This is a genomic window from Ignavibacteriota bacterium (genome assembly GCA_016716225.1).
Classification (GTDB): domain Bacteria; phylum Bacteroidota; class Ignavibacteria; order Ignavibacteriales; family Melioribacteraceae.
The window spans coordinates 3,568,199-3,590,049 of sequence record JADJWT010000001.1; the positions used below are offsets into that span (position 1 = coordinate 3,568,199).

At 29.6% G+C, this 21,851-nt stretch carries 14 protein-coding genes and 2 pseudogenes; 3 read left to right on the top strand and 13 right to left on the bottom strand.

Annotated features, from left to right (window positions below; genetic code table 11):
* Positions 1-237: 237 nt before the first annotated feature.
* From IPM32_15490 to IPM32_15540, 11 genes and pseudogenes are all read right to left on the bottom strand, one after another.
* A complete protein-coding gene (locus IPM32_15490) occupies positions 238-2,745 on the bottom strand; it encodes a hypothetical protein (GenBank protein MBK8946658.1) in 2,508 nt (835 codons plus the stop codon).
* A gap of 82 nt (positions 2,746-2,827) precedes the next feature.
* Entirely contained in the window at positions 2,828-5,491 is a 2,664-nt protein-coding gene (locus IPM32_15495) for a glycosyl hydrolase (protein ID MBK8946659.1), read from the bottom strand.
* A 152-nt stretch (positions 5,492-5,643) separates the two neighbouring features.
* Positions 5,644-6,781, bottom strand: a pseudogene (locus tag IPM32_15500) (IS3 family transposase).
* Positions 6,782-7,304: 523 nt separating this feature from the next.
* Positions 7,305-7,862, bottom strand: coding sequence for an adenylate kinase (locus tag IPM32_15505; protein ID MBK8946660.1), 558 nt, complete (start codon positions 7,860-7,862; stop codon positions 7,305-7,307).
* Positions 7,863-7,937: 75 nt separating this feature from the next.
* Entirely contained in the window at positions 7,938-8,669 is a 732-nt protein-coding gene (locus IPM32_15510) for an SDR family oxidoreductase (protein ID MBK8946661.1), read from the bottom strand.
* A gap of 357 nt (positions 8,670-9,026) precedes the next feature.
* Positions 9,027-9,182 (bottom strand): hypothetical protein, encoded by a 156-nt coding sequence (locus IPM32_15515; protein MBK8946662.1) that lies wholly within the window; start codon positions 9,180-9,182, stop codon positions 9,027-9,029.
* A gap of 461 nt (positions 9,183-9,643) precedes the next feature.
* A complete protein-coding gene (locus IPM32_15520) occupies positions 9,644-11,101 on the bottom strand; it encodes a beta-lactamase family protein (protein ID MBK8946663.1) in 1,458 nt (485 codons plus the stop codon).
* Between the two features lie 192 nt (positions 11,102-11,293).
* Positions 11,294-12,124 (bottom strand): methyltransferase domain-containing protein, encoded by an 831-nt coding sequence (locus IPM32_15525; protein MBK8946664.1) that lies wholly within the window; start codon positions 12,122-12,124, stop codon positions 11,294-11,296.
* A 289-nt stretch (positions 12,125-12,413) separates the two neighbouring features.
* Complete coding sequence (locus IPM32_15530; GenBank protein ID MBK8946665.1) at positions 12,414-12,494, bottom strand: hypothetical protein; 81 nt, start codon at positions 12,492-12,494, stop codon at positions 12,414-12,416.
* Positions 12,495-12,638: 144 nt separating this feature from the next.
* Positions 12,639-14,591 carry a S9 family peptidase gene (locus tag IPM32_15535; protein MBK8946666.1) on the bottom strand — a complete coding sequence of 651 codons (1,953 nt, stop codon included), beginning with the start codon at positions 14,589-14,591 and terminating at the stop codon, positions 12,639-12,641.
* Positions 14,592-15,142: 551 nt separating this feature from the next.
* A pseudogene (locus IPM32_15540) lies at positions 15,143-15,674 on the bottom strand (transposase).
* A 258-nt stretch (positions 15,675-15,932) separates the two neighbouring features.
* Here IPM32_15540 and IPM32_15545 point away from each other — a divergent pair.
* The 3 genes from IPM32_15545 (at position 15,933) to IPM32_15555 (ending at position 18,638) form a co-directional block, all read left to right on the top strand.
* The gene (locus IPM32_15545) at positions 15,933-16,484 is read left to right on the top strand and encodes a hypothetical protein (GenBank protein MBK8946667.1); all 552 of its coding nucleotides are present in this window, start codon (positions 15,933-15,935) and stop codon (positions 16,482-16,484) included.
* A 96-nt stretch (positions 16,485-16,580) separates the two neighbouring features.
* Positions 16,581-17,252 carry a hypothetical protein gene (locus IPM32_15550; GenBank protein ID MBK8946668.1) on the top strand — a complete coding sequence of 224 codons (672 nt, stop codon included), beginning with the start codon at positions 16,581-16,583 and terminating at the stop codon, positions 17,250-17,252.
* Between the two features lie 195 nt (positions 17,253-17,447).
* Positions 17,448-18,638, top strand: coding sequence for a hypothetical protein (locus IPM32_15555; GenBank protein ID MBK8946669.1), 1,191 nt, complete (start codon positions 17,448-17,450; stop codon positions 18,636-18,638).
* A gap of 553 nt (positions 18,639-19,191) precedes the next feature.
* Here IPM32_15555 and IPM32_15560 read toward each other — a convergent pair.
* Together IPM32_15560 and IPM32_15565 are read right to left on the bottom strand one after the other, a co-directional pair.
* The gene (locus IPM32_15560; protein ID MBK8946670.1) at positions 19,192-20,502 is read right to left on the bottom strand and encodes a serine hydrolase; all 1,311 of its coding nucleotides are present in this window, start codon (positions 20,500-20,502) and stop codon (positions 19,192-19,194) included.
* Between the two features lie 305 nt (positions 20,503-20,807).
* Positions 20,808-21,692, bottom strand: a complete 885-nt coding sequence (locus IPM32_15565; protein MBK8946671.1) for a CPBP family intramembrane metalloprotease — start codon at positions 21,690-21,692, stop codon at positions 20,808-20,810.
* Positions 21,693-21,851 lie beyond the last annotated feature (159 nt).

Consider the following 21,851-nt stretch of genomic DNA (forward strand, 5'->3'; position numbering starts at 1 on the left):
TACCTCTTGATCTACAGTTAATCAAGATTTTATTTTCTACTTCCTTGTTATTAGTTTATTTTTGGCGAATATATGGATTAAAATATCAATTAGACTGGAAATTAATTCATTAGTTTATCAACTCATATTTATCCACTAAAAAAACAAAAAAATGATCAAATTACTTTTTCTCATTATGAATTTGTAATAAAAATCCTATACATCATTTAATTTTAGCTAAATAAAAAATATCACTTGTTATTCGTCTATTATAATTTCAATAACATTTTCATTATTATCTAATTCTAAATTTAGAATACCATTATCAGATTTCATTTTATTGTAAAGTTTATTATTCAAGTAAATGCTGTAATTTTTATTCGATTCCAGATTTGAAATCTCATATTTTATTTTATCAGAGTTATTTTCTTTTGATAATTGAATCCATGATTTTCTTTCGCGATTCCAAGATAAAATATCTAATAATAGATTTTTATTCGAAATAGCCTTTAATGAATATTTATTATCATCTCCATCAAAATAATACAGTTCATTATTTAATGAATAATAACCAAAATCAGTTTTAGCTTTTACTTCAAATTGATCATTTGTGATAGAATAATTATTTGTATTCAATTTTATTGCAAGTTTATCATTTCTAAAATTATAAAATAATTCTGTGCCAGCTATTTCTTCAATTAAATTTGGATTTAAGTAAAGTCTATTAAATTGCGGATTAATTCCGTAAACAGCTTTGTAAAGACCAATAATTGCAAGACTATTACCGGAGAGAATATCATCGCCAAGACCATCTTGTTTAACTCTTCCATACCTTTGAAATGCTAAACCGTCCTTTGCATATTGATCCAAAACATTATTCACATATTTAATTGCTAACTCCGGTTTATAATTTGCATAAGCTTCAACACCAATACTACCCCATGATAAAAATAAATCACCGTTTTCATAATTTGGGAATGGAAATTGCCAATCATTACCCTCACCAATTGTATAAGGATAAAGACAAATCGGCCAAAAGAAAAGATTTTCCTTACTTGTTTGTTCTTCAATTTTATCTAAAATAGAATTCCTTTTAATTTCATCATCACAAATTCCATAGACAATGGCCATAAAATTGACTGGCACAACGAGGTTGTCTCCATGAATTGAATTATCTTTTTCTCTCCAATGTACATACCATTTATTTTTATCATTCCAAAAACCGCCCTCATTCACTGATTTGTTAAAACTTTTTTTAAGTTCAGCAGCATATGCAGCATAATAATTGGCCTTATCTGCATCATTTAATTGCATTTCAACATCTGTCCATAAAGTTAGAGCATAATATAATTTCGCATTTACAAATGCATTTTCATAAGAAGCCCATATTATATCAATCCAGTCACTCCCTCTTTTTTCGTCTTTGGAATCTGACATCATTTCGACAAGATAATTATTATTAGAATCTCTTTGCATTAAATATTCCAGTGCAGATTCACAAGATTTTTTATGTTTTGATACCCAATTTAAATCACCAGAAATATTAAAAAGCTGCGCTACATTAGAAACAAAATCCGGATTAGAATCCATTAGATATCCCCATTGAGCTTCATAAAATCCTTTTTCTGTAATCGATCCGGGTATGGCATCTTCATCTAAATAAGCCCATCTTGCAATTACACGTCCGTCTTTTTGAATTGCATTATCTTTATAATAATCAAGGCATTGTTTGTATCCTTCAATATACTTTTCATCATTTACACCAATTGCAAAATCAGCAATATATTGTTCATGCAGACAAATAGGTCCGTAAGGTGTATGCCAGCTATTTCCACCAAATAGATTTTTATCAATAACTCCAATTCTTGCAACAGTATTCAGTAAATTAGTTACCTGTTCCTCATTTATGCCTTTAAAATTTCCTCGATCAAAATCTTTATTATAATCAAAAAATGATAAGGTAATTGTTTGATCATAATTTTTTTTACTGATTTTAAACGAATCCCAAACGTCTGTTTTTCCTCTTATAAATCTGCTTCTCTTTTCAGCTTCATAACGGTAAGTTAAATCTTCATCAGAGATTGAAATATTATAAATAAGTATATCATCGTTTGCACGTGTATATTTCATTGCAATTTGATTACCCTCAGATTCAACAGAAATATTAAGTCCGTTTCCATTGGTACTATTCCAAAAAGCTGAGCTATTTGAATGTACACCATAAGTACAAAGTTTTTGATTAAATAAATAAAACCATGCAATTCCGCCATAACTTAAAAATGCTCCGTCCCAAACATTAATATTATCAAAATTAAAAGACGGGAATGCAACTTCTTCTAATATTAAATTATTATTAAAATTTCTTTCAATGTTAAACTTGATATCACTTTCAGAAATATTGAAAATCCAGGTCTCAGAAATAATTTCATCATCTTCGCCATAAATAATTTTATTAATAGTAATTTTTTCTTTTTCAATTTCAATCAATGGATTTGAATTAAGCTGAAGAGTTGAATAAGCAGCCTTTTGTGTTGTAACTTCTGAATAAATACCTGCGGAACTTGATATTACGGTTTGATTGTTAACCTTTAGTTCTGAAATATTACATTTTTTGTTATACTCGAGAACAATACTAATTTTATTATTTCCGAAAGTTATTTTTCTATTTAGTTGATCATGGTTAATAAAGATATTTTCTGCAAAAAGAATAGAGTTTGATAAAAGTAGAATAGCAACGAGTTTATACAGAATATATTTTATTTTCATAATAAGTCTTAAATTTGTAAAAAAATAAATAGTAAAATTAGTTTTATTCAACAGTTGCAAGACTGTTTTATTTTCGAGAAACTTAATTTATTTCAAAAAATTGTTCTTTAACATTCCAGCCGAAAACCGAAACTTCCAAATCATTAATATCTAAATTTTTATTATAATCAATAAAGATAGTTTTTTCTTCTCCGGGTAATACGGAAATATAATTATCACTATAAAAAACAGGTAGAATCCTTTTCCGCGTTGACTTATTAACAATCGAGATTCGGTTAAAAAATGCAACCGGTTCATACTTTGGATTACTAATTACTAATTCAATTCTACCGTTACTTATTTCATTTGCTTTAAAACCAACATTTGAAATTTCAATTTCTTGTAAACCACTGTAATTCCCTGTTGAATCAGGTAGCCAATAAAGATTTTCATCTAAGATTTTTTTTGAAGAATTAAATAAACGAAGAGATAAAAATCCTCCTTTGTTTTTTAATAAATTATCCAAAACTTTCTTTATCGATTCAATTTTTTGTGAAGTGCTTGGAGCAATTTCAACAAACCATTGAAATACTAAAGAATCATTTCCAACAATATCATAAACTTTCGCTTGTATCATTATATCATGTTGAGTAATAAAGGTATGATTAGCAACATTTAGCATTCCGTCAACAGGATTATACATAACATGCAGATTTTTATTTGCATGATTAAGGCCATATAATCCGGCATTTGGATCGAGATAATAATCATACATTTGCCCTCGCAATGCAGTCCAAGGATTTTGAGTTTTCCAAATAATTAAACCCGTGTACCAGTCCCACATATGAGAAGTATAGCCTTCCATCAAACATCTGTATTGATCATAGTTTAGGAGCTGTGCTTTATTTGCAAAATCTTTTAAATCTTTTGGTTTTCCATAAGCATCCATAAATTTTCCGTACCAGCTTGGTTTATGATAATTCCATACTGAGTCTGAACTTGACCTTGACATGCTTGGAAGTATTAAATCTTTCTTTGGAATAAAACGTTCAAGCGATTCAAAATCACCAACGCCAACCGATCCTATTTCTGAATTAAATGAAAAAGATTTCTTTTCCCAAAAATAGCTTAAAGGCTGAATATGATAAGTCCCGTCACCATTTCCGCCAATGAAGTTATGTGACATACTTTCGGCATTTGAATAATCAAAAAAATATCGAGTACTATCAATTGCAGGAAGTATTGAATCGACCATAACATCTAAAATATCTTTCGGAGGAGGAATTTCATTACCGCCACAATAAAAAGCTAATGAAGGATGATTACGTATCATTTTTACCTGATCATCAACAGATCTTAGAAACAAATTATGATCATTCGGATATTGTCTTCTTACCCATTGATCCTCTTTTTTCATTGGATCAAGCCATTTACCATTACAATCACCTGACATCCAAAAATCCTGAAATACTAAGATCCCATATTTATCGCAAGAGTTGTAAAATTCGGGTCTTTCTGTTAAACTTCCTCCCCAAATTCTGATTAAGTTAAGATTCATATCACGATGAAAACGAACTTCAGCATCGTAACGATCTTGAGAAAGTCTCAACATTGCATCCGATGAAATCCAGTTACCGCCTTTGATAAATATTTTCTGACCATTCACCAAAACTTCCCTACTCTTAGTATCATTATTCCATTGTGTTTTAATTTCTCGTATTCCAGTTGTTATAAATATTTCATCTAATAAATTATTGACTGAATCAACAAATTGAAATTTCACAATATATAAAGGATGTTCTCCATATCCGTTAGGCCACCAGGTTTTTGGATTTTCAAAAATTAAATCATCAAGCTTAATTTCTGTAATTGATCCTGGTTTAAGAATTACTCTCTTATTTACTTCATTATTTTCAATTATAAATTTTATGCAACCTCTTATCGAAACACTGGTTGGATTTTCGACAGTAACGCTGCTTTTAATTATTGCCGGGTTTTGTAATTTTTCAGGATTTCGTACTCCTGGAACAATGGTTATTACTTGCGGGTCTTTTAATATAATTCCTTTAGTTTTTTTAATTGTAACTTTATCCCAAATACCGGTATTTCTGTCACGGATGGGCTGAATCCAATCCCAACCAGCTACATATTGATTTGTTATATTTCTTGCAATTGTTCCATCGCCTCCTTGTCCGCCGTTTGGATTTCCAACAGGATCAGGCGGATAAACGATAACGGCCAACCGATTTTTCCCATTCTTTGAAAGCAAACTTGTAATATTATATGTTTGACGAAGAAACATTCCATAGTGAGTTTTAATATTTAGCTTATTTCCATTTAAAAATATATCACAACTATAATTTACTCCTCTTAAGTTTAACCATACTTGTTCCATCCCAACCGGAGTTTTTTCCTCAAATTCTTTTACAAACCAATATGTATAATAATCTCTTCCTATATCAAATATATCCGGGATTTTTTTATTATTCATACCGTAAAACGGGTCTGGAATTAAATTATTATTCAATAAAGTAGTCAATACTGTTCCCGGGACTGTTGCCGGAAGCCAGTTTGTAAGTACAAAGGAGGTTTTTGATAACTGCTCACCTGCTACATCAACGGTTTTAATATTCTTACAAACCCATCCTGAATTTAGTTCATAATGATTACTATTATTTGATTCATTAACGGTTGTGAATTCTGATGAGTAAACAAAATGTGTAATAAGGAAGAAACTAAATAATAATTTATAAATTTTATTTTGCATTTCTGGAACCTTCTAAAAAATTTATATGGATTAAATATTCAACCTGAATCGTAAAAATATGTTTTAAAAATTATTGAAACTTCCATTTTTTCATAAAAGGCTTGACCTGCCCCCGATAAATGTACCAATGATAAAGTTAGTTATACCTATCATCAAGCATTGGCTACTTGGTGTAGGAGTATTACCTCCGGTACCGGAGGTAAAAAATTTAATGAACTATGCGGTCTGATTTCATTAAATTCTTGCCGCCACCTTTCTGTTAAAACTTTTGCCTCTAATATAGTATCAAATATCTCTCCATTCAATAATTCATCTCTTAATTTTCCATTAAATGATTCTATATATCCATTTTCCCATGGACTACCCGGTTCTATATAGGCTGTCTTGACTCCTATTCTTCTTAACCATTTTCTAAGTACTATTGTTGTAAATTCACTCCCATTATCTGATCGTATATAATCTGGAACTTCATGTGTAATAAACAACTCTGATAACTTATACAGAACTTCAGAGGACTTGATTTGAAGTTCAACATGTATCGCTAAACATTCCCTTGTATATTCATCAATTATGTTCAACATCCTCATTGCTTTTCCATCACTTGTTCTTTCATACACAAAATCATAGCTCCAAACATGATTTTTATATTCCGGTTTTAGTCTTATGCATGATCCGTCATTTAACCACAATCTCTTCCTTTTGGGTTGTTTTTGTGGAACTTTTAGACCCTTTGTTCTCCATATTCTTTCAACCCTTTTATGATTTACTTTCCACCCTTTATTTTTTAGTAATGCTGTTATTCGTCTGTAACCGTATCTTCCATAGTCTTTTGCCAGCTTTATTATATCATTTGTTAATGCTTCCTCATCGGCTCTCTTTTTCTCTCTTATTCTTTGGGTTGAACGTGCTTGACCTTATACTCGACACGCCTTCCGTTCTGAAACACTTAATATTTTCACTATTTCTTTTATTGCCCGATTTATCCGCCGTGGTGGACGCTTCTTTGCCGGGCTTAATAATTTCCCCGACTTGCTTTCTTCAATATTGAATTATCTAATGTCAATTCTGCTACTATTTTTTTAAATCGACTATTTTCTTGTTCCAATACTTTCATTTTTTTGCTTGATCTATTCGTATGCTTCCATATTCTTTCCGCCATCGGTAATATGTCTGTTCATGTATTCCTAATTGTTTACATATCAGATCTATACTCTTACCTTCCGTATGCATTACTTCTGCTTCTCGCAGTTTATTTATGATTTGTTCTGTTGTAAATTTAACCCTTCCCATATTTTTTCTCCTTTTAATCCTAATATAACATTTGGATCACTTTTTGGGGGGCACGTCAAATAAACCACCATAATTACTGTTATTCAGTAGGTAGAATATTAAATTATATTTATTGTGGTAAGTCCACTTCTACTGAAATTAAATTTGAATAATTTTTCACTATTATAAACTTCTTATATCATTACAAATTAAACTTAAATATTATTATTTTTTTTCATAGAGTATTTTAATACTCATATTATAAAATATTAAAAGAGAGTAATTAATTCTTTGCTCAACAAATGATTTTGTAAATTGGTTTAAAAAATATAAAGATCTTATTGTGGGTAAAGCTAAATTTTTTTAATTTAAATATTAATTTTTTTTAAATTAACTAAAGTTTTTAACGTTTACACATTGGCAATTGTGGTGCATTTGAAAAACAATAACCCAACATTTATACAAATGTCCAATAAAATTATAAATGTTGAATATGCAGCTGTTAACCTCACTATTGCCAATATGATGTTGTTATCGTTATTTTTTATTTATTATCAATTTGTTCTTCTATAAGTTTCTCTAAAATCAGTTCCAGCTTTTCATCCAACGTTTTGTTTCCAATAATTTCCAAAATCGGGCTTTCAGATTTCCTCAACCAGATTTGATGCGCTTTTAAAGTTCTATTTGCAATTCCAGTATTGTTGTCATAATCTGTCGCCCAAGTAATAAAGTCACTAAACTGTTTTAATCTTTTTTCGTCTGTGAAAATGATGTTACCATATCTCTCAAATTCTCGTTTTTTAAGTCTTTCTAATCTTATCTTATTTGGAAGATATAGGAAAATTATTAAATCAAATCTTGGGAATAGATTTCCTCCCCAATGAATAATTGAACCACCCAATATCCAGTTTTCAGTTTGCCTTAAGTCTTTTATAATAAGCTTATTTCTTTTATTTGGGTCTCGTCTTTGAGTGAATGGTGGTTCTGTTTTTATCCAAAAATAATCATCACTATCAAAATATTTTATGCCTAATTTTATGGCTAATAATTGTCCTAACGTTGTTACCCCACTCCCTGATGCACCCAAAATATATAGTTTCATTGTCTAATTATGTTGTCATAAAAGTACAGCTAACTTTTGTTAGTTGCATGTATGCATTTTTAATTAAAATTCATATTACCAAGGTATTCTAGTGCCTTTGTGTACTAATTGACCGTGAGGAAACTGGTCTCTTGCAATTGTTACGAGACTAACAACTGTACTTGCTCCTTCTTCAACTTCCATAGGCGCAGCATCTGTGCCTAAGTCAGTCTTTACCCACCCGGGATGCGCTGCTGCAACTGCTATCCCCTTAACTTCTAATGTTTTTGATTGAATTTGAGTTAGCATATTTAGACCAGCCTTTGATGTCGCATATCCCACAGTCATGAAACCTGAAATATACTTCCACATTTTCTCTGCTGCATCAATTGAACCTAATTGCGAAGAATGGTTAATCACCCTTGCATCGTCACTCAATGAAAGCAGTGGCACTAATGCTTCTGTGATTGCATAAGGGGCGATAAGGTTGGTTTCTAGTGTACGACGAATCTTTTCCGAATTTGTTGGTTGTCCGTCCCATTCAATAGCAATTCCAGCGTTATTTACTAAAATATCCAGTTTCCCGAAATTTTTTTCGAGATATTCCGCAAGATTGTCAATATCGGAAACACTTGTAACTTCAAGTGACACAGAATGAGCATCGCAACCTGATGCAACAAGTTCTTCAACCGCTTTTGAACCTGCATTTTGGTCACGAGCTGTGAGCACAACTGTATATCCGAGTAAACCTAATTGTCGTGCTATTTCTTTGCCAATTCCTTTGTTTGCTCCAGTAATCAGAGCTACTTTTCCAATTTTATTTTCCATAAAATTACTCCATTGATTTATAAATATTTAATATGTTTTTTAGTTTGACATATGTTGCAACTAACTTATTATTACATGCAATTATACAAAATTTCAGTTAATTTAATAAGTTTACTGCGGATAAACCATCATGTTAGGTATTATAGAGCAGTTAAACAATAAAATTATATTTATTTAGGGAAGTCCATATCTATTAAAATTAATAAATGTATTTTTCAGCATTTTAAACTTCCCTTAAGAACACAAATTAAACTTAAATATATAATTTTAAATTTTAAAGTTAGTCGAAAAATATTTATTATAAATAAGAAATAAACAGGGAATTAGACACTTAATTGTTTCTTCAATCAGCGGAGCTTAACAAACCCTTGCTGAAAAGCTGTTATTTCGGTATGAATTTTTAGATAGGCTTAACTGCGGAGTTAAATTAAGAAGTGAGTAAATCCCATCTGTAAGATGACATTCATCACCAAGATTTAGAATTGTTTTTCCAATCAGTGCTTGATTCTTCACAATTAAAACCTCAGATGCGGAGCTTATCTTTTTAAGATCAACTTTCTTCTTAGTCCAAAGTCTGACTTCGGAAACTACCTTGATTTCCAGTTTAGGTTGTTCTCATTTTACACATCCGTTCTTTTTAACCTTGTACGCTTCTCCCATTTCTGAATTATGTATATCATCTGAAAAGCTGTTCCTTTTGTTCCATTTATCCATAAAATGCTGTCGTGAACTGCCGATTTGGATTTGTAAATCTCATACGACATCGCCAAAAAAATTGTTCTTTCTGAACCTTCTTAAGTTAATTGAGCTTATCAATAAAGATGATATTTACAAAATGATTTTCCTCCTTAGTTTAGTTGATTTTAATTTGAAATTTAAAATGAAAGGCTATTCTTTACGGTAAGGGTTATGTCTTAATTGATTTTATTGTTTTAATAGTAGCAAGTTTCTTAATGATTAGCGGTAGTTCATTTCTATCTTTTACCTGATATCAATTTTATTGTATTTCGTTTTAAGTCGTCATACGCACCATTATCTTGATTACTGAAAACAATGAATGTAATTTCTTGCTTAGGAAAATATCTAAACTCAAAATTAACTCCTTTTGCTGTTCCACCATGTCCATATGTTTTTTCATTATCAAAAGTTTGAATGATAAAACCGTATCCGTAATTTTCTGTAGTATCATATCCTTTGTTATGAATAGTAATCATTTTTTGAAAGGATACAGATGAAACGATACGATTGGTTCTAAGAGCCTCAGAAAAATTAAGCATATCAAAAGCATTTGAATAAACTCCACCTGCAGAACTACCTCTTCCAGTACCACTTTCAAGTTTAATCCATTGGTTGCCTTCTTCGTTTCGTTTCAAACGGGTAACAATGTTTGGGTGATTGGCATAAAAAAAACCACTATTTACCATATTCGCTTTGTCTAAAATATTTTTCTTTACAAAAGTAAAATAATCCATTCCCGAAACTTTTTCCAATATAGCTCCAAGTAAAATATAATTTGAATTGTTGTATTCATATTCCATTCCTGAATCGTTTTTCAATCCTGCTTCCAAAACCATTTTTAAATGATCGTCAATGGATTTAGCCTTATAAAAGGCATTACTTTTTTGTCCCCACCAATACTGCTCCACTCCTGAAGTATGCGTAAGCAAATGATGAATAGTAATTTTATTCGCTTTGGTTTTGTCGGCAAATCCTTCAATATATTTTGTAATTTTATCGTTGTAATTTATTTTGTTTTCTTCTACCAACTTGGCAATGCAAAGAGCAGTAAACATTTTGCCACCAGAAGCAATACCAAACAAAGAATTTTTATCAATTGGCAATGTTTTCTCCAAATCCGAATATCCAAAATACCTCTCAAACAGAACTTTATTACCTTTAGCAATTAAAATACTCCCTGATAAATCATTATCAGACTGCAATTTTGTAATATAATTGTTTAGCCATTTTATGGTTTCATCTTGCTCTATGGTTCCATTAGGCAGATTAATTGGTTCAGCAACTTCTGCAATAAAAGCTAAACTATTTATTTTATAAGTTTGAGTATTATCCATATATAACTGAAAATCTTGCCACATCACATCACCTTTTTTCTTTGCATAAATGTGCATTACATAAACAATACCAGAAGGCTTATTAAATTGATTGATTTCTGAATGATGATAATCCAAGGGCGAATATGTAGATTGAAGTGTGTTGAAAAGATTTACCATAGCATCTATACCTTTCTCTGTAATCAATTTTTCTGAAAATACTTGAGAAACAATTTCCTTCTTACTTTCACTAGATGGGTTATTAATCCCTTCAATAAATAAAACACCAATTTCATTTGCTTTGATTGAAAAATCATTTTGATTATATAGTGTGTTTAATGTTAAAAATAAGGATAGGAAAGTATAAATTGCATTTTTCATATCGTAATTATTTAATTATTTTTTTTATTCTAAATATTTGATTGAATTATATCTTACGTCCGCGGCTAAGCACAGTAAGGGATTAAAATGCACTAACCTATCAACCGTAAACATATATAATTTATAACTCTGAAAACCGCAAGCCACCTGACCCCCGTATTGAGTATGAGCCGATGTTAGCCTTCGTAAATTTTATTTCTTTATAGCATTAATCAATACAAATGGAATACTTAGCTTTATTCCTCCAAATTCCTTTGATAGATTATTTAAGCGTAATTCAATTGTTCCAAATATTTGTTCAATCATATTTGCCGGCAAGAATCTTATCCATGAATCCATAAATGCTAATCGGATAAAATAATGATTTAACATTGCTGTCCCATTAGCGAATTTATAATTAAATTGATTACGTTCTAAATCCTTAATCACAAATCCATTATCCTCAATCCTTTCTATTAATCTATCAATTGATGGACGCTTATGCGAAATATGCTGGCGCATTAATTCAATCTCTTTTGGCATATTTAACTCATCCAATACTTTCTCTAATTCATTATAGAATTCAATCATGCTCAAATCTGTATTTAAAGTCTGAACAAATTGTCCTCCCAGTTTCATTACCCTTGAGCATTCGGTTAGAACTTTGTCTATATCAGTAACATTGTTAATTCCGTTATTACTTGTAATCAAGTCAATTGAATTCGTGTCCAATGGAATTGATTCAGCAATACCTTCGATTAACTTAACATTCTTTATCCTATAATAATCAATCTTTTTGTTTACACGTTCAAAAGTCTCCTTCCATGGGTCAATTCCATAAATCGTAGAAGTATTACCAAGTCTCAATGCGAGTTCGGTTAATGGAAATCCAACACCAAATCCAATATCTAAAACTGAAATGTTTGTCCTATATTCTACGTAGTCTAGTAATTTAAGTCCAAATGGAGCCGACCAGATTGATAATTCATCTGCAACATCAATATATTTAACAAAATCAAAATCGTTATTTAAATATTCCTTCATAATTATATCATTGCGTTAGAGACTCTTTTATAGGGGTTCCTTATTATTATATGCAACTAATCAAAATTTCATTTACTTTAGTAAGTTTACTGCGGAAAAACCATAATTAGTGCTATTCATTAGATAAACTATTAAATTATATTTATTGCGTGAAATCCACTCTAAAAAATAAATAAGACTAATTTTTCAGTATTTTAAACTTCCTTTATGTCTATAAATTAAACTTAAATATATTATTCTTTTTTTCAAAAAATATTTTAATATTCACATTATAAAATATTAAAAGAGATTATATAATTCCCAAATCCACAAATGATGTAAAACCATTATCTGTAAATATCATATGATCCAATACTGAGATATCTACAATTTTACCGGCTTCTACTAATTTCTGTGAATTTGATTGAACGAAATTCTAACTTATTAAACCTAGGAAATTTAAAGAGTTTGCAAGCTTTGTTTTAATTATATGACAAAGCTTGCAAAAGGCTCAATATGGTGTTTTTGAGTAACGTCAATTCAATAAATATTTTTGTAAAAATAAAATGGTTGCCAATTGTTCATATGTCCAGTTTTCTTTTTTCCTAAATCCATGCCCTTCATCTTTGGCTAATAAGTACCAAACTTCATTGCCTTTTTCCTGCATTTTAATTTTCATTTGTTCCGATTCCGATGCTGGCACTCTTGGGTCATTCAGTCCTTGGACAATTAATAATGGTTTAGTAATTTTGTCAACATTGTTAGCAGGTGAAATCTTTGTCAAGAATTCCTTCATGTTGGGATCACGCTCATCACCATATTCTACCCTTCTTAAGTCTTTTCGATAGTCTTCGGTGTTTTGTAAAAAAGTGACAAAGTTACTAATTCCTACAACATCTACCCCACAACGAATTCGATCGTTAAAGTGAGTTAGTGATGCAAGTACCATGTAACCACCATATGAGCCTCCTGTTATGGCAATTTTTGAAGCATCTAGCTCTGGTTGTGCTGAGATCCAATCCAGAAGTTTACCAATATCTTGCACAGATTCTTCCCGTTTATAACCATTATCTAATTTAAGATATGATTTACCATATCCCGCAGATCCACGCACATTTGGTTCAATTACAGCAACCCCTATTTCATTAGTCAGAAAACTTCGGAATGCATCGAAGTATGGTATAGATTGTCCCTCTGGTCCACCATGTATTTCAATAACAACAGGTATTTTTCCGTTGACATTTGACGGCTTATAATAAAAAGCTGGGATTTTTCTTGGTTTACCATTTACTGTATCAAATGTTTCGTACTCTATTAAAGTTGGCAAAACAAATTTACTATTATCAAGTCCTCCAATTTCACTGTAAGTCCACTGAGTAAGTTTATTGGTTAATAAATCATACGAATAAATATCACTTGGTGATTTTGGCGAATTAATCAAGAGGCTGAATAGTGTGCCATTAGGATGGAATTCGATAGGATATATTATACCTTGCGGTAATTCGCCGATTGGTTTATACTCATTACTTGGCATAACCAAACTATACAATTTGTTAGTACCATTTTCATTAACTGAAAATACCAACGAATTCCTTTGTTTATTTATAATAAAACCATCTACATCCCAATTCATTTCTTTTGTTAGGATTGTTGACTTTTTAGTGGCAACATCGTAATATTTCAAAGTCATAAATTCACCACCTTCATCGGAAATATAGTAAATACCTTTCGAATCAGCAGTCCACGCACAACTTCCATAGGATACATCTTCTTTTGCTGAAGGATTAATTTGCTCTAAAGAGCCAGTTTCTATATCAAGAAAGTAAATTAGAGATTTGTTGGCAGATATATAATTGGTAACAATAACTTTTTCCCCTTCTTTACTCCAGTCAATTGGAGCCCAGTTACCCTCCCGTTCAAGGATTGATTTGACATTCTTCATATCATCCATTTTTCCAAGATACAAATCGTAATCTTTCATATTACGTCTCGTACTTGTGTAAATAAACTTTGTTCCATCTTCAGACCATAAAACGTTTGAATTTTGAGTTCTTCCACCGTCGGATATCATTTCATATTTTCCGTTTGATAAATCAAACCAATGAAGTTGTCTAAATTCATTACCGCCAATATCTTTTGTAAACATAAAACCATTATATAATGGATTCGGGCAAAAATTGCCCCCTGAAACTGGTTCTTTGAAAAATGTCAACTGTCTTCGTGCCCCACCAGGCATGTTTATTATATGAATTTGTGACGTCTCGCCAAACCGAGTGCTCATAAGCATAGCATCTCCATTTGGACTCCAACCTGATGGTGATGAGCCTCGTGTATTTTGATATTGGTTCAACCTATCCCTTAGCTCGTTGGGAATATCAGGAATATTTTCAATAACAAGATTACCGATTTCCTTCTTAGTTTGACCTGTAATTTTATATGTTATAAAAATACAAGCAATAATTGCTGCTAAAAAAATGTACTTTTTCATAATATTAGCTTTATTAGTTTTGAAATATGCGTTAATTATTTAAACTCCACAATAATTTGAATGTAATTTATACAAAAAAGTTCACTGAGAAAGTTCTCGGAATACATTGTACAATTTGAATTAAAAGTGAATACATCTGCTGGGTTCAAAAATAATAAAGAATAATAAACCCAAAAGTTATTTAATTCTCAATCTTGTGAACTTATTTTACACCATTAAAGAAAACTTAAAAATATTATTTAAGTATTCAAATACTAAAATTATATCAAAGACATTTAGTGCATAATTAACTAATTTGTCTTCATTCTGCGGAACTTAGCAAACCACTGCTGAAAAGCTGTTATTGAGGTAAGAGTTTTTAGACTGGCTGAAATGAGGAGTCTGTAAAATAATTTGAGTAAATGGGATTTATCATGATTAAAATTCCTGAAATCTATCCTTAAAATAAACAGAAAAATTAGAAAGAATAAACGCCCAATTTTGAATTGGCATCCTCCATTTTTTAGATAAATCTCTGTAAGCCAAATATAACATTTTTTAAGAGCTTCATCGTTTGGGAAAAGAGCTCTGTTTTTAGTTACTTTTCTAAATTGACGATGCACAGATTCCACTGCATTCGTGGTATAAATAACCGTTCTAATTTCTTGGGGATATTTGATAAATGTAGCAAGATTATTCCAATTATTTCTCCAAGATCTGATAGCAAGAGAATATTTATTTGTCCAATTTTCTTCCAAAGAGTCAAGATTTAATATAGCAGCTTCTTCAGTTGGAGCTTTATAAACTTCTTTTAGTTGATTCATAAATTTCTTTTGGTCTTTTGAAGCAACATATTTTAGCGTATTTCTTACTTGCCTGCTGCAAGCAGGTTTGGTGAATAACACAAAGCTGGATTTCAGCTTTTGGGAAAACAGAATTCATTGCTTCGTGGAATCCTTTCAATCCATCAATTGATGCAATGAAAATATCTTCAACACCTCGATTCTTTAGTTCTGTTAAAACATTAAGCCAGAAGTTTGATCCTTCTGCTTCACCGACCCATTATCCAAGTAGATCTTTGTGTCCTTCAATATCAACCACAATTACCTTTTGCATATAACTCAAGATTGGAAATTGTATCAATTAATTTCCAGTAAGAAATTTGTTGGAATTATGAGAAGTGAGCGAATTTATTAATTCCATTTTTTTAGTATTTTTATTTTAATAATTGGATATATAGTATTTTAGATTGAAACTATTAATTGGATACTTAAAGGTTATTTTAATAGTTTTTACACATACCTAAAGTAACTATTTATTATTGTGTATGTTCCATTTTTATAAATTTAAAGGAAATAAAATATGAACCTTACATTTGAAAATATTTATTCAAATATTTCACATGAACAATTGAAAACATCGCAAATAATTGCAATTGCCTTAGGACTTGGAATTTCTTTATTTTTTGGTGTAACAATGATTATGTATTATAACAATTTACCAAATGATCCAAATGTTTATGAAGAACCAAATAATTTATTATACCTTAAATTTGTGTGCATTTTGGTTTTCTTTACTACTTTAGTTCTATCATATTTCCAACCAACAAGAATAGTAAAAGCTCAATTTGAAACCTTGAAAAATACAGACTCATCAAAAGTTGATATTAATTCTTTAGAAGCAATTCACAGAACCTATTTAATTATCAGACTTGCAATATTGGAAGGTGGAGGACTATTTGGGTTAGTAATCTTTTTTTTAAGTGTACTTGATTTTACGATATATGCATTCCCTATTTATTGGATTTGTGTCATTCCAGCTTTGGTGATGGTTCTTCATGTAATTTTACTTTTTCCAACTAAAACAAAAGTAAGCAATTATATTTTAGAAAATTTGCAGTCAGAAAATTTCTGAAAAGTATTGATTTACTTTATATGTCATTAAAAATTGACTTTATGTGTTCATTTTAAAACTATATTTTACATTATCTATAAAATATATGAGGTGTAAATGTTTAGTATTAAAAAGAATATTTATGTTCTATATTTATCAATTTTTGTCAGCAACTTATTTGCTCAAACCAATAACTCTATCGAAGTATCCGGAGGGTTTATTTTTCCAATGAGTTCAACAAATGGACTTATAGGTAACATTCAATTCAATTATCCATTAACTGATGATTTTTATTTGTACATTTATACCGGATATTCAGAATGGGATAAATTTAAAATTTCAATTGATTATAGGTATTCTGAAATTGAAAGTACGATAAATAATCAGAAGAGATTTATTCCTTCATATTCCGCGAATAGTCATATAAAAATTCCTTTATACCTGGGAACAAGACTAAATTTCAGAACAAATAAATTATTTACTTCATTTATAAATTTTGAATTTGGATATTCATATTTAAGTTATAACAGTTATGATAAATGGAATCCGGTTTATTCAAATTCAGGTGAAGTAATAAATTATATTCCTGAAGAAGCTACCAAAGAAAAAAATACTGAATATTTATTTGGAATAGCTATTGGACTTGGAGCTTCAATACCAATATCAAAAGATTTGAATGTAATATTAAATTATAAAGTTAATTCAAGTACAAATTTCAAATACATTGAAATGTTAAGTATAAGAGGCACTAATTCAATGTTAGTTGGTGGTGTAAATTTCATTATTTAATATCTGTTTAAAATTTAAAATACACTAGTTCTTAATAGTTGTTTCTGAATATTAAAATCACAATCATAAACTATTTATTTAAATAATATATTTATTGCGATTAGATTTTACTACTTATTTGTAAAATAAGGTAGATAAAACTCATTTATTTTCGATAATTTTTCATTTAATATTAAATCACTTATGGGAAAATAAATGAAACCTTTCTTCATATCCTTTTTTTTTATTTTGATTTTCACTTCTTCCTTTTTTTCACAAGATATCGAAAAAGAAATTTTGAATTATAATGACATTGATATTCAAATAATTGGTAAATCGAGAAAATTAATTATTGATAAATTAAAAGAAGGCGATTTTAATAAAGTAAGAGAAATTCTAAACTATCTTGATAATAAATTTGATACTTCAAAAGTTATTGTATTTTGGGATACTGAACGATGGCAAATTGAATATTTAATAAATAATTTAAGTTATATTTTAAATTCGTCAAAAATATTCAAACACTCTTCGTATGAATATCTAAATACGAAACTTCAAGCGCCGCAAGATTTGATTTGGCAAGAAATTAAAGAATTAACAAAATCAAAATATTCTGAATTACAAAATAACATTGAAGTAAGTTTGCTAAACAATGAAGAAAAGGATTTGCTAAATCTGACATTAAATTATTTAGTACAGGATGAAGTTGAAAGAAAAATAACACAAGAAAATGTAAATTCTCAAGCAGATATATTTTTGGAAAAATATAAATATTCCAGTTACACATATTTTGTAAGAAATTACATTAGGTTTGTTTATAAATTTTCTGATTGGGCATATGGATATGGAATTGATTTAGGATTTGGTTCATTTACTGATGGAACTATACATTATATTAAAAGTTATTTGCCTTTAGGAATGCAATTGGATTTATATTATAAAGATTTTGTGTCAAGTCTAAGATTTTCTGCCGGAGTGATTAGTAAAGTAAAACAAGAATTTGAGTATATAGGTATTTGGAAAAAAGATTTAAAACTAAATATATACCATGCAGAATTATCTTTAGGATTTCCGATAATGTATTTTTCAAATCTTAGAGTTAATCCATATGCTGGAGTTGCACTTGGCAATATTTCTCCCCCATCCGAAGTTGCAAAAGAAGATGGCAATGATGTCGATCTTGGAACTGAATTCGGATTTGTTTTTGGTTTTAATACAACTATAAGTTTTTCAAGCACTGTAAACAAATTTGATGATTTTTCTTTATTCGGTGATTGGTTATTAAATATAAGATTCGGTTACAGTACGGTATCATTTAAGGACCGAAATCCACTATTAAATGGCAATACCTATTTTATTACCTTGGGTTTCGGGGGAATTTCTAGGTCTTTATTTAGAGATTTGTAAAAACTTTTATTTCTACTTCCTGACATTTTGTAAAAATATGAAAGATGAAATAATTTCCTACCATAAAATGTGTGATAGAGAAAATGTTCAAATTTTTACATCCTTATTTTTTTAAATTTGAAAAGTTAAGTTGGAGTTATTGTCTCATTTTAGTTTCTGATAATTTTGTGTATTTTCTGAACAAATTAATTTCAGAAATGAAACCAACTCAACTACACAAAAGGGTAATCATGTGAAACGAAAATGGTGAAAGGTGAAAGGTGAAAGGTGAAAAGTCAAAATAAAAATGGATAATTCTAAATTCTTTTTTAGTTTTTTAGATTTCTCCGCGGAAGGATTTTGAGATTAATTCTCCTTTTAAATTTATGTCTTTTATTAAAAATTCTTTTATTTGTAATTGTGACATATTTGATTTAAATCCACTTCATAAGAAATATTTGTCTATTTAATTTCCAGTAATTCATTTTAATTGCAAATATTAGACATAGAATTTCTATTTTTAGTTTTAGGAGGAAAAGTTAATTACTTATTGGTCACTATTTTAATATCAGTCTCAGTCATCCACAGCTTGTTCAACAAGCAGGCGAAACTTCCAACCTGTGTCATCAGATACTGAACCAATTGTTTGCTTCATTAAAATTCCAATTATTTTTTCTTTCGGATCTGCAAAATATTGAGTATTAAAATAACCTCCCCAATCGAATGTTCCAATGCTACCTTGACCACCAATTGATTGCCCTTTTTGATCTACAATTCCAAATGCCAAACCATAATATTTTCCGGAGTTTTGACCCCATAAATCACCTGTTTGATTTCCCATAATGGACTGAATTGTTGTCCTGCTAAGAATACGTATACCGTTTAACTCACCCCCATTAAGATACATTTGTAAAAATGTCGCATAATCTTTTGCTGAGCTACATAAACCTGCACCACCCGAAAAAAATCGTTTTGCTCCTTTCACAGGATAATCTGGATCGAAAAATTTGTTTGAAGTAGATTTCCATTCACCTTCATCCGATTGTTGTTGAACTGAAACAAGTCGTTTAGCTTTGTCATCTGTTAAGTAAAACCCAGTATCATTCATTTCGAGTGGATTGAATAATCGTTCTTTTAAGAAAACATCAAACGGCATTCCTGATACAACTTCAATAAAATAACCTAGAACATCAAGTCCTTCACTGTAAGTATATTTTTCGCCTGGGTTATGATGCAATGGTAGTTGTGCAAGCTTTTTAATATTCTCTTCAATAGTAATATTTTCTGTTGTAAAAGCATCCACTATTCCAGCTTTTTGATAAATTAATTTAAAGCGTTCATCTGAGTCAATTTGTCCATAGCCAATTCCTGAGGTATGAGTAAGTAAGTGTCTGATAGTTATTTCACTATTTGCTGCAACAGTTGTATAACTTGTATCACTATAGTTAAAATTTTCCAGAACTTGAGGATTCTTAAATTCAGGAATGTATTTAGAAATTGGATCGTCAAGTCTAAATTTTCCATCTTCCCATAGCATCATTACAGCGGTAGATGTTATTGCTTTTGTTTGAGAAGCGATTCGGAAGATATCATCTATTTTTAATAATCGACCAGTTTGATTATCCGCCATTCCAAATGCTTTCCAATATACGATTTTTCCATTTCGTGCAACAAAAGCAACAGCACCTGGTATATTATTTTCAATTACTGCTTTTTCAAGCATGGCATCAATTTTTTCTAAACGTTCCGCGGACATACCAACACTTTCTGGTGTTGCTTTACTTAAAGGTGGTGATTTTTTAATTGATTTTGTCTGAGCATACACAGTTAGACTAAAAAATAAAACTACAATTATAAAAAATAATTTTATAGTCAACGTTTTCATTTCTTTCTCCAATTTCTAAATCAAAGAATTAAGTCGTGAATATAGTTATTAAAGCAAATAACATATTCTTATAATTATATCTCTAAATAAAGTAATACAAAATAATGCTCCAACTTAAAATAATAATATTCTATAAAAATTTAGGCATTTTTATATTTCTTTTATTCAATTCTATATTTATTGAATCCTTATATAGTATAAGTTTCTATTTCAATAACCGGATAAAGATCCTTTTGCAGTTTGCTAATTTTGTATCGCTGGCTTCCAATTAATGTTTTAAATTTTATTGACTTTAATCAATAAATTTATTTTACATCAAAATTAGTTTTACTTAGGAGAAAAGTTAAAACATTTTGGAATTTAAATTCCCTTTTGCGTAGCTGTAAAAAAATAATATTTTTTAAATTTTTGATTTTTTTTGAGAAAAAACCTAAAATAAGTAATAATACAAATGTCCCAATTAAACTTTCTTCGGGATCGAAAATTATTCTATTTGATCCTAAAAAAAGTCCATTTTGATTTGCGAAACCAAATAAATTGTATTCAAGCGTGTTCCATAAAGCATGAAAAATAGCAACCGGAATTAGACTCTTTGATTCTTGAAATAAAAGAGAAAGTATAGTACCAAGTAAAAACATATTAAATATGTAAATAGAAGTTCTTACAGGATCAAACCCAATCAACCAAATTGAGATTGGTAAATGCCACAATCCAAAAATTATTGAGCTGATGAAAATTCCTTTCATTTCACCAAAAGTAAATGTCAATTTATTTAAAAGATAACCTCTAAATAAAAGTTCTTCTGTTATAAATTCAAGCATCAAAAGAATTACAAAATTTAGAAATAGAAAAAGTGAAAAATCAAAAAATGACGAAACTGGCTCACCCGAGTTAAATGGATTTGACAAATTACTAATTGATTGAATTTTTACTGATCCAATTAAAATATCAATTAGAAAAATTAGTCCAAAAATTAAAATTGGTAATAATAATACTTTACCAATATTTCTTAATTTGCACATTCTAAACCCAAGATTTTTTATTGTGTCTTTGTGTACAAATTTCTGTAGTGGAAAAACTATCAATCCCATTAAAAGGACTAAAACTTGACCATAAGGACCTAACCCATAAATAAAGGATAAACAACTAACAAGGATACATATCAATAAGTAAATAATTGGAATATTCATTTCGTTCTCCTTTTAATAAATATTAACTATGAAGCAATTAATAAAATTTAATTATAGAAATCTTTTTTTTGCGCTTAATTCTTAAATATTTAGACTAAGTTTTTAAAAAAGAAGTTACATTCGAGATGAGAAAATGAGACCTTAATTAATTTGTTTAAA